Below are 8,478 nucleotides of genomic sequence, written 5' to 3'. Positions count from 1 at the left end.
CCGCCGACGCCGCGGCCGCAGCCCCTTCGACGAGCGCGGCGGCCGCGGCGGCGGACGGACCGACCTGGGGGCGCGGCTCCGGCTCCCTCTCCCGCGGCGGCGGCAGCAGGTCGGGCCCGGGCTCCGCGCGGGGCGGGAGCGTCGGGGTGCCGGTGCCGCCCCCGCTGCCGGCGGAGAAGTCGAACCCGCCGGTGGCCTTGTAGGTGTTGCCCTGCCTGGGCTTCTCCTCGCCGGCCGGGGTCTCGAGCTCCTCGGGCTCGCGCAGGCTGATCCGGCGCCTGCGGCTGACCGTGATACCGGCGACCAGGGCGATCAGCACGACCACCGCGATCACGACCACGAGGATCCAGAGGGTCTGCGTCGTCACGCCCCCAGCCTGTCACGCCCCGCCGCGCCGCACCGGCCGCGGGCCCGGGTCCGCGCGACGAGCGCGGGCGGCGCCGCGCTACGAGGCCGGCCGCAGCCGCTGCGAGATGACGGTCGTGATGCCGTCCCCCCGCATCGAGACGCCGTAGAGCGCGTCCGCGACCTCCATCGTCGGCTTCTGGTGCGTGATGACGATGAGCTGCGAGGTGGCCCGCAGCTCCTCCATCAGCGAGATGAGCCGGCGGAGGTTGGCGTCGTCGAGGGCGGCCTCGATCTCGTCCAGCACGTAGAAGGGCGAGGGGCGGGCCCGGAAGATCGCGACCAGCAGCGCCATCGCGGTGAGTGAGCGCTCCCCGCCGGAGAGCAGCGACAGCCGCTTGACCTTCTTGCCCGGCGGGCGCGCCTCGACCTCGATGCCGGTGGTCAGCATGTCCGACGGGTCGGTGAGCACCAGCCGGCCGTCGCCGCCCGGGAAGAGCGTGGCGAAGACGGTCTCGAACTCCCGCGCCACGTCCTCGTACGCCTGCGTGAAGACCTCGAGGATCTTGTCGTCCACCTCGCGGACCACCGTGAGCAGGTCGCGGCGGGTGTTCTTGAGGTCCTCGAGCTGCGTCGAGAGGAAGGTGTAGCGCTCCTCGAGCGCCGCGAACTCCTCCAGCGCGAGCGGGTTGACCTTGCCGAGCAGCGCGAGGTCCTTCTCGGCGCGCCTGGCCCGGCGCTCCTGGGTGGCGCGGTCGTAGGGCATCGAGGGCGGGGCGACCACGTCCTCGCCCCGCTCCTTGGCCGCCTCGTACTCCGCGACCTCGACGGGCGACGGCGGCACCCCGACCGCGGGGCCGTACTCGGCGACCAGGTCGTCGACGGCGATCCCGTGGTCGGCCAGCGCCTTCTCGGTGAGCTGCTCGAGCCGCAGCCGGGACTGCGCACGGGCGACCTCGTCCCGGTGCACGGCGTCGACGAGCTTGTCGAGCAGCGCGGACAGCCGACCGGTGGTGGCCCGGGCCTCCGTCAGCGCGGCCTCCCGCTCGGCCCTCGCGCCGGCGACCTCGTCCCGCTCGGCGGCCGCGGAGGCCAGCGAGACCTCGATCCGCTCCAATGCGCGGGCACCGGCCCCGACCACCAGGTCGGCGACGGCGGCGCTGCGCTCCCGCTCGCGCCGCGAGGCCTCGGCGCGGGCCCGGGCCTGCCGCTCGGACGAGGCCTGGCGGCGCAGCGAGTCCGCCCTACCGGCGATCGCGCGGGCCCGTTCCTCGGCCGTGCGCAGCGCGAGCCGGCACTCCACCTCCTCGGACCGGGCCTCGGCCAGCTTCTCCGCGGCGGTGTCGCGGACCTCGGTGTCCGGCTCGTCGTCGACCGGCTCGCCCTCGGCGACCGACAGCTGCTGCTCCGCGGCCTCCAGGGCCAGCAGCGACTCCGACCGCCGGGCCTCCACCTCGTCCCGTCGCTGACGCAGCCGCTGCGCCTCCTGCTCGGCGGACCGCACGACCTGCTCCAGCCGCCCGAGCTGGCTGCCCGCGGCCGCCCGGCGCTGCTCCGCGGCCCGACGCTCGGCGACGGCCGCCTCCAGGTCGCCGGCGCGGGCGGCCTCCTCGGCCCGCGCGCCGTCCAGCACCGGGCGCAGCCGGGCCAGCTCCTGCTCGTTCTGCTCGCGCGCGGCCACGGCCTCGTCGACGGCGGCCTGCACCTCGAGCGCGCTCGACCCGCCGCCGGAACCGCCCCGTGCCCGGGCGGACTCCACGACGTCTCCCTCGGCGGTGACGGCGACCAGTCCGGCGTCGGCCTCGACGACGGCGCGGGCCTCCTCCAGCGAGCCGACCAGCACCACGCCCCGGAGCAGCCACGCCACCGCGCCCGCCAGCTCGGCCGGGGCCCGCACCGCCTCCTGCGCCCAACGGCCCGCGGGAGGGGCTCCCGCCGGCGCCGCGACCTCGGGTCCGCCGCCGACCAGCAGCGTCGCGGCGCCCTCGGACCCCGCGCGCAGGGCCTGCAGCGCCGACACCGCGGCCTCGTGGTCCGCGACCGCGACGCCCTCCGCCAGCTCCCCCAGCACGGCGGCGACCGCCGCCCGCGCGGCCGGCTCCACCTCCAGCAGCTCGGCCACGGCTCCGACGACGCCGGGATGCGGGCCGGCCAGCAGCGCTCCCGAGCCGTCCCGGCGGGCCAGCCCGACCGACAGCGCGTCCACCCGCGCCCGCCAGTGCGCCCGCTGCTTCTCCAGCTCCCGTTCCCGCGCGACGAGCTCGGCGACCCGCGCCGCCGCCGTCTCCTTCGCCTCGGTGGCCGCGTCGACCGCCAGGGCGGGCTCCTCCGCCTCGTCGAGGACGCCCAGCTGCTCCCGCGCGGCCTCCAGCTCCTCGGCCGCGGTGACGATCCGGGCCTCGGCCTCGCCGAGCGCCTCGGACAGCCGCTCGATCTCCTCGGCGGTGGCGGCCGCGCCGCTGCGCAGCGCCTCGGCCTTGCCCGCGAGCGTCGCGAGGCCCGCCTTGCGGTCCGCGATCGCCCGCACCGCCGCCATGTGGGCGCGCTCGGCGGCCTGCAGGGTGCGCTCGTGCTCGGCGCGTTCCTCCAGCACCTCCGCGAGCCGCTGGCGGGCCTCGACCACGGCCGCGACCAGCTCCTCCTCCTGCTCCGCGACGAGATCGGCCTCGGCCTCGAGCTCGTCCGGGTCCCGGCCCGGGGTGCGCTCGGACTCCGCGGAGGCCAGGTGCCGGGCGCGCTCCTCGGCCAGCCGCACGGTGCCGCGCAGCCGCTCGGCCAGCGACGACAGGGCGTACCAGGTGTCCTGGGCCCGCTGCAGCCGCGGCGCGTCGGCGGCGAGCGCCTCCTCCAGCTCGCCCTGCCGCGCCCGGGCGATGTCGAGCTGCTCGGCGACCTCGGCCCGGCGCTCGCGCGCCTGCTGCTCGTCGGCCTCCTCGCGGGCGAGCGCGTCCCGCAGCGTCACGATGTCGTCCGCCGCGAGCCGGATCCGCGCGTCCCGCAGCTCGGCCTGCACCTGCTGCGCCTTGCGGGCGATCTCCGCCTGCCGGCCCAGCGGCTTGAGCTGGCGGCGCAGCTCGGCGGTGAGGTCCGTGAGCCGGGTGAGGTTGGCCTGCATCGCGTCGAGCTTGCGGAGCGCCTTCTCCTTGCGCTTGCGGTGCTTGAGGACGCCCGCGGCCTCCTCGATGTACGCGCGCCGCTCCTCCGGCTTGGAGCGCAGGATCGCGTCGAGCTGGCCCTGCCCGACCACGACGTGCATCTCCCGGCCGATGCCGGAGTCCGACAGCAGCTCCTGGATGTCGAGCAGCCGGCAGGAGCTGCCGTTGATCTCGTACTCGCCCGCGCCGTCCCGGAACATCCGCCGGGTGATCGAGACCTCCGAGTACTCGATCGGCAGCGCCCCGTCCGAGTTGTCGATGGTGAGCGTGACCTCCGCGCGCCCGAGCGGCTGCCGCCCGGACGTGCCGGCGAAGATCACGTCCTCCATCTTCCCGCCGCGCAGCGCCTTGGCCCCCTGCTCGCCGAGCACCCAGCTGATCGCGTCGACGACGTTGGACTTGCCGGAGCCGTTCGGCCCGACCACGCACGTGATCCCCGGTTCCAGGCGCAGCGTCGTGGCCGAGGCGAAGGACTTGAAGCCCTTCAGCGTCAGGCTCTTGAGGTGCACGGGGACGGCTCCGGGGGTTCTCGGGGGTGAGCGGAGCGTACCGGCCGGATCGGGCGGTCCCGGCCCGCGCGTCGGCGGGCCGGGCGGGCCGGGCCGCCGGGGCCCGTGCAAGCACCCCCGCCGCCCCCGGGAAGGTTCCCTCAGGACACCCGTCAGGACGTCGTGGCCGCGTTCACCAGCCAGCGCACCCCGAACCGGTCGGTCACCATGCCGAAACGGTCGCCCCACATCTGCTTCTCGAACGGCACCTCCACCGTGCCGCCCTCCGCGAGGCCGGTGAACCAGCCCTCGAGCTTCGCCTCCTCGTCCCCCGAGAGGCTGACCGACACCGCCGTGCGGCCGGCCGCCCGCTCCGGGTCGCCGTCCGAGGCCATCAGGACGAACCCGTCGTCCGTGGTGAGCTGCGCGTGCATGACGCCCTCCGGCGGCGGGACGGGCCCCTCGGCGCCCATGTCCCCGAAGGTGCTGATCTGCAGGTCACCGCCGAGGACGGAGCGGTAGAACTCCATCGCCGCGCGGGCCTCGGTGTCGAAGTGCAGGTACGGGTTCAGCCGGACGGTCATGCGGCGCCTCCTCCAGGACGATGTGGAGGGACCGTAGACCCGGACACCGACAGGAAGTCGTCGCGGCGGGGAACGTCAGGCCTCGACGAACCCGTCGAACCCGCCCCTGGGCTCGCCCCACTGCTCGACGACCTCCTCGACCCACCCCGGCGTCTCCCCGCCGCGCAGCAGGCCCAGCAGCCGCTCGCACCGTTCCCGGTCACCCTCCGCGATGACGGCGACCCGGCCGTCGGCGAGGTTGCGGGCCTGGCCGACGAGCCCGAGCTCGAGCGCGCGCGACCGCGTCCACCAGCGGAAACCGACGCCCTGCACGCGCCCGCGCACCCAGGCGGTGAGCCGAATGGTGGAACCGTCGTTGCTGCTCATCGCCTTGCTAGGTTACCCGGCCGTGACCGGTCCGGTGCCCCGCACACGGGCGCTCCCCCTCCTGGCCGGGCTCGCCCTCGGGGCGCTGCTCGCGGCCCTCGGCGTCACGGCCGTCGTGCCGGACGCCTGGTCCGTCGCGCTCGCGGGCAACGCGGCCGTCGACGGCACGGCCGGAGGCACGGCAGGGAGCAGCCCACCGCCCACGACGCGGCAGCTCCCGCCGCCGACGACCACGCTCCCGGTCGCGGCCCCGGCGGCCACCACCACGGCTGCACCACCGCCGACCACCACGCCCGCCCCGACCACCCGGTCCTCGCCGCCGCCCACGACCACCCGTCGGGCGCCGGCGACCACCCCCCGCCCGGCCGCGGACGGACCGCTCGGCCAGGTCGTCACGCTCACCAATCGCGCCCGGGCCGCCGCCGGCTGCGGCCCCCTCACGAGCGACGCCCGGATCGCCCGCGCGGCGCAGGCGCACAGCGACGACATGGCCGCGCAGGGGTACTTCGCCCACGACAGCCTCGACGGCCGCGACTTCGCCGACCGCATCGCCGCCGCCGGCTACCCCTCCCCCGGCGCGGAGAACATCGCCAGGGGCCAGCGCACCCCTGCCGCCGTGGTCGAGGCCTGGCTGAACTCCCCCGGGCACCGCCGCAACATCGAGGACTGCTCGCTCACCACGATCGGGGTCGGGCTCGCGACCGACGGGTACTACTGGACGCAGGACTTCGGTCGCTGACCACGTACGCTCCGGGAGGAGTCGCAGGTGGGAGGAGTCCGGAATGTCCGTCGTGGACAACGCGGTGTATGTCGACGGACACCGCGCGGAGGAACCGGGGTCGCTCGACCAGACCGTCGAGACCCTCCAGCGCTGCGCCGACGGCAAGGAGACCTTCTGCTGGATCGGGATGCTGCGGCCGGGTCCCGACGACATCAAGGCGATCGAGCACGAGTTCGGGCTGCACGAGCTCGCGGTCGAGGACACCCTGCACGGCCACCAGCGGCCCAAGCTGGAGCGCTACGGCCAGACGGAGTTCGCCGTGCTCCGCCCCGCCCGCTACGTCGACGAGGACGAGGAGGTCGAGCTCGGCGAGATCCACCTGTTCCTGGGCCCGGACTTCGTGGTCACGGTGCGGCACGCCGAGGAACCGGACCTCGCCGTCGTCCGGCGCAGGCTCGAGGACGATCCCGAGCTGCTGGCCCACGGGCCGTTCGCCGTCTTCTACGCGGTGCTGGACAAGGTCGTCGACGACTACGGCCCCGTGCTCGACGGCCTGCAGGACGACGTCGACCAGATCGAGGACCAGGTCTGGAACGCCGATCCCGCGGTCTCGCGGCGCATCTACAAGCTCACCCGCGAGGTCATCGAGTTCCAGCGCGCGGTCGACCCGCTGACGGAGATCTTCGACGAGCTGCGGGGCCGGTTCGGCAAGCAGAGCACGACCCCCGACCTCGAGCTGCGCCGGCTCATGCGCGACGTCCAGGACCACGCCACCCGCGTCCGCGAGCGCACGCAGGGCCTGCGCGACCTGCTCGCCAACCTCCTCACGGTCAACTCCACGCTCGTCGCGCAGCGGCAGAACGACGAGATGACGCGCCTGACCGAGGCCGGGTACGTGCAGAACGAGCAGATGAAGAAGGTCTCCTCCTGGGCGGCCATCCTCTTCGCCCCGACGCTGATCGCGGGCGTGTACGGCATGAACTTCACGCACATGCCCGAGCTCGCCTGGACCTTCGGCTACCCCTTCGCGATCGGGCTGATGCTCGCGCTGGGGCTGCTCCTCTATGCGCTCTTCAAGCGCAAGGACTGGCTCTAGATCCTCGATCTTCCCCAGGTCAGAGGCACTTTTTCCGCCGCTCGCAGGAAACGTCCGGCCCGCCTCCGGCGAGTAACGGGGCAAGCGCGCGGAGGTGACCGCGCGCCCAGGCGGTGTCGTCGTCGGGGGGACCGATGTGGGACGAGCGATCGCTGTCACGTGCCCTGCTCGAGTTCGCGGACACCCTGGGTGGCCGGTTCGACGAGGGTGAGTTCGCCGAGCGGCTGGCCTGGCGCTCGGCCGAGTTCGCCGGGGTCCGGTCGACCGGGGTGGCGCTGGCCCAGAAGGGCGAGCTGCGCCTCGCCGGTGCGACGGACGCGGCGGGCCGGACACTGCACGCCGTCCAGCTCCTGCAGGGGCAGGGGCCGTCGGTGACCTGCTACCGGTCCGGCCGCACCGTGCACGTCGGTGACCTCAGCACGATGGCCGCGCGCTGGCCGGCCTTCGCCGCCGCCGTCGGCGGGGCGGGGTTCCGCGGGGTGCACGCCGTGCCGCTGCGCCGGCACGACCTCGGGGTGGGTGCGGTGAGCCTGTTCCTGCGCGACGGCCGGATGCCCTCCCCCCGGACGGCGGAGGCGCTGGAGGCGATGGCCGTCGCCGCGGCCGTCGGGATCCTGCAGCGGCGGTCCCGGCAGCACCACGAGACGCTGGCGCGCCAGCTCCAGCAGGCGCTCGACCGGCGCGTCGTCGTCGAGCAGGCGAAGGGGATGCTGGCCGAGCGCCTACAGGTGGATCCGCAGGAGGCCTTCGAGCGGCTCCGGGAGCACGCCCGCCGCTACCGCCGCACGGTGCACGGCCTGGCGGCCGCGATCGTCGACACGCCTGCCGGCCCCGACCTGCACGGGCTCACGGCGCCGAACCCGGTCCCATGCGCAGTCTGCGGCTGACGACGGCGCGGGCGACCTCGCCGAGGGTCGTGCCGCGCTCGCCGGCGTAGACGCCCAGCCGCCGCCGCGCCTCGTCCACGTCCACCCCGAGCTGCACCGCGACCATCCCGGCCGCCTGCAGCACCACCGCCTGGTCCGGGTCGGCGACCCCGGTGTCCCCGGCGGTCAGCGGCGGGCCCGCGCCGTCGCCGTTCCCGTGCTGCAGCGCGTCGAGCAGAACGGCGCCCGCCGCGTCGGCGAAGACGGCGGCGGTGGCGAGGGTGTCCGCACCGAAGGTGTCCGGGGAGCTGCGGACCAGCGTCAGCACGCCGACGACGACCGTGCCCACCCGGACCGGGACGGCGGCGAAGGCGCCGACCCCCGCCTGCGCCGCGACCTCGGCGAACGCGGGATCCGACGCCTCCGCGGCCTCGTCGACGACCAGCGCGTCGTCCACGGTCGCCGCCACCGCGGGGCCCTGCCCGGTCGCCTGGTGCCACTCCTCGAGCACGCGGTTGCGGGGGTCCGTCGTGGCGAGCAGCTGGCGACCGCGAGGGCTGACCCCGATCAGCGCGACGCCGTCGACGTCCAGGTCCTCGGCGCACGCCCGGCAGACGTCCTCGGGGGCGACGGCGGCCGCACCGCGCCGTGCGGCGGCGGCCACGAGCAGGTCCCACACCCGGGGCCGCGCACCGCCCGCCGCGGTCACGGCGACCCGCCGCCCGCGGCGACGGCGACGGCGACGGCGACGGCGACGGCGACGGTGCGGGGGCCACCGGGATCGTCGACCATGTGAACCTCTGTCCGACGGCGGCGCTGCACGGACGGCCGTGGTCTCGACGATCCGTGATGACGTG

At 75.5% G+C, this 8,478-nt stretch carries 7 protein-coding genes and 1 pseudogene; 3 read left to right on the top strand and 5 right to left on the bottom strand.

The features are described 5' to 3' along the window. The 4 genes and pseudogenes from ABD990_RS17110 to ABD990_RS17095 all read right to left on the bottom strand — a co-directional run. Nucleotides 1–367, bottom strand: a pseudogene (locus ABD990_RS17110) (hypothetical protein); the annotation flags it as partial. A 78-nt stretch (nt 368–445) separates the two neighbouring features. Next, complete coding sequence (smc, locus tag ABD990_RS17105) at nt 446–4,009, bottom strand: chromosome segregation protein SMC (RefSeq protein ID WP_345381526.1); 3,564 nt, start codon at nt 4,007–4,009, stop codon at nt 446–448. Nucleotides 4,010–4,161: 152 nt separating this feature from the next. Then, nucleotides 4,162–4,572 (bottom strand): VOC family protein, encoded by a 411-nt coding sequence (locus ABD990_RS17100; RefSeq protein WP_345381525.1) that lies wholly within the window; start codon nt 4,570–4,572, stop codon nt 4,162–4,164. Between the two features lie 75 nt (nt 4,573–4,647). Next, entirely contained in the window at nt 4,648–4,938 is a 291-nt protein-coding gene (locus ABD990_RS17095) for an acylphosphatase (protein WP_345381524.1), read from the bottom strand. Nucleotides 4,939–4,960: 22 nt separating this feature from the next. Between ABD990_RS17095 and ABD990_RS17090 the strand changes: the two genes are divergently transcribed. The 3 genes from ABD990_RS17090 (at nt 4,961) to ABD990_RS17080 (ending at nt 7,642) form a co-directional block, all read left to right on the top strand. Then, nucleotides 4,961–5,677, top strand: a complete 717-nt coding sequence (locus tag ABD990_RS17090; RefSeq protein ID WP_345381523.1) for a CAP domain-containing protein — start codon at nt 4,961–4,963, stop codon at nt 5,675–5,677. A gap of 43 nt (nt 5,678–5,720) precedes the next feature. Then, nucleotides 5,721–6,755, top strand: coding sequence for a magnesium and cobalt transport protein CorA (locus tag ABD990_RS17085; protein ID WP_345381522.1), 1,035 nt, complete (start codon nt 5,721–5,723; stop codon nt 6,753–6,755). Between the two features lie 134 nt (nt 6,756–6,889). Next, nucleotides 6,890–7,642 carry an ANTAR domain-containing protein gene (locus ABD990_RS17080; protein ID WP_345381520.1) on the top strand — a complete coding sequence of 251 codons (753 nt, stop codon included), beginning with the start codon at nt 6,890–6,892 and terminating at the stop codon, nt 7,640–7,642. Here ABD990_RS17080 and ABD990_RS17075 read toward each other — a convergent pair. Then, nucleotides 7,602–8,330 (bottom strand): ANTAR domain-containing protein, encoded by a 729-nt coding sequence (locus tag ABD990_RS17075; protein WP_345381519.1) that lies wholly within the window; start codon nt 8,328–8,330, stop codon nt 7,602–7,604. The genes ABD990_RS17080 and ABD990_RS17075 overlap by 41 nt on opposite strands. Nucleotides 8,331–8,478: the final 148 nt, after the last annotated feature.

The sequence above is a fragment of the Pseudonocardia yuanmonensis genome (assembly GCF_039542425.1).
GTDB classification, from domain to species: Bacteria; Actinomycetota; Actinomycetes; order Mycobacteriales; family Pseudonocardiaceae; genus Pseudonocardia; species Pseudonocardia yuanmonensis.
This window is presented reverse-complemented; position numbering and strand designations above follow the sequence as displayed.

Bases quoted from the DNA above. Each gene is read 5' to 3' on its own strand.
- ABD990_RS17100 (WP_345381525.1), bottom strand. From the start codon at position 4,572: ATGACCGTCCGGCTGAACCCGTACCTGCACTTCGACACCGAGGCCCGC.
- ABD990_RS17095 (WP_345381524.1), bottom strand. From the start codon at position 4,938: ATGAGCAGCAACGACGGTTCCACCATTCGGCTCACCGCCTGGGTGCGC.
- ABD990_RS17085 (WP_345381522.1), top strand. From the start codon at position 5,721: ATGTCCGTCGTGGACAACGCGGTGTATGTCGACGGACACCGCGCGGAG.
- ABD990_RS17080 (WP_345381520.1), top strand. From the start codon at position 6,890: ATGTGGGACGAGCGATCGCTGTCACGTGCCCTGCTCGAGTTCGCGGAC.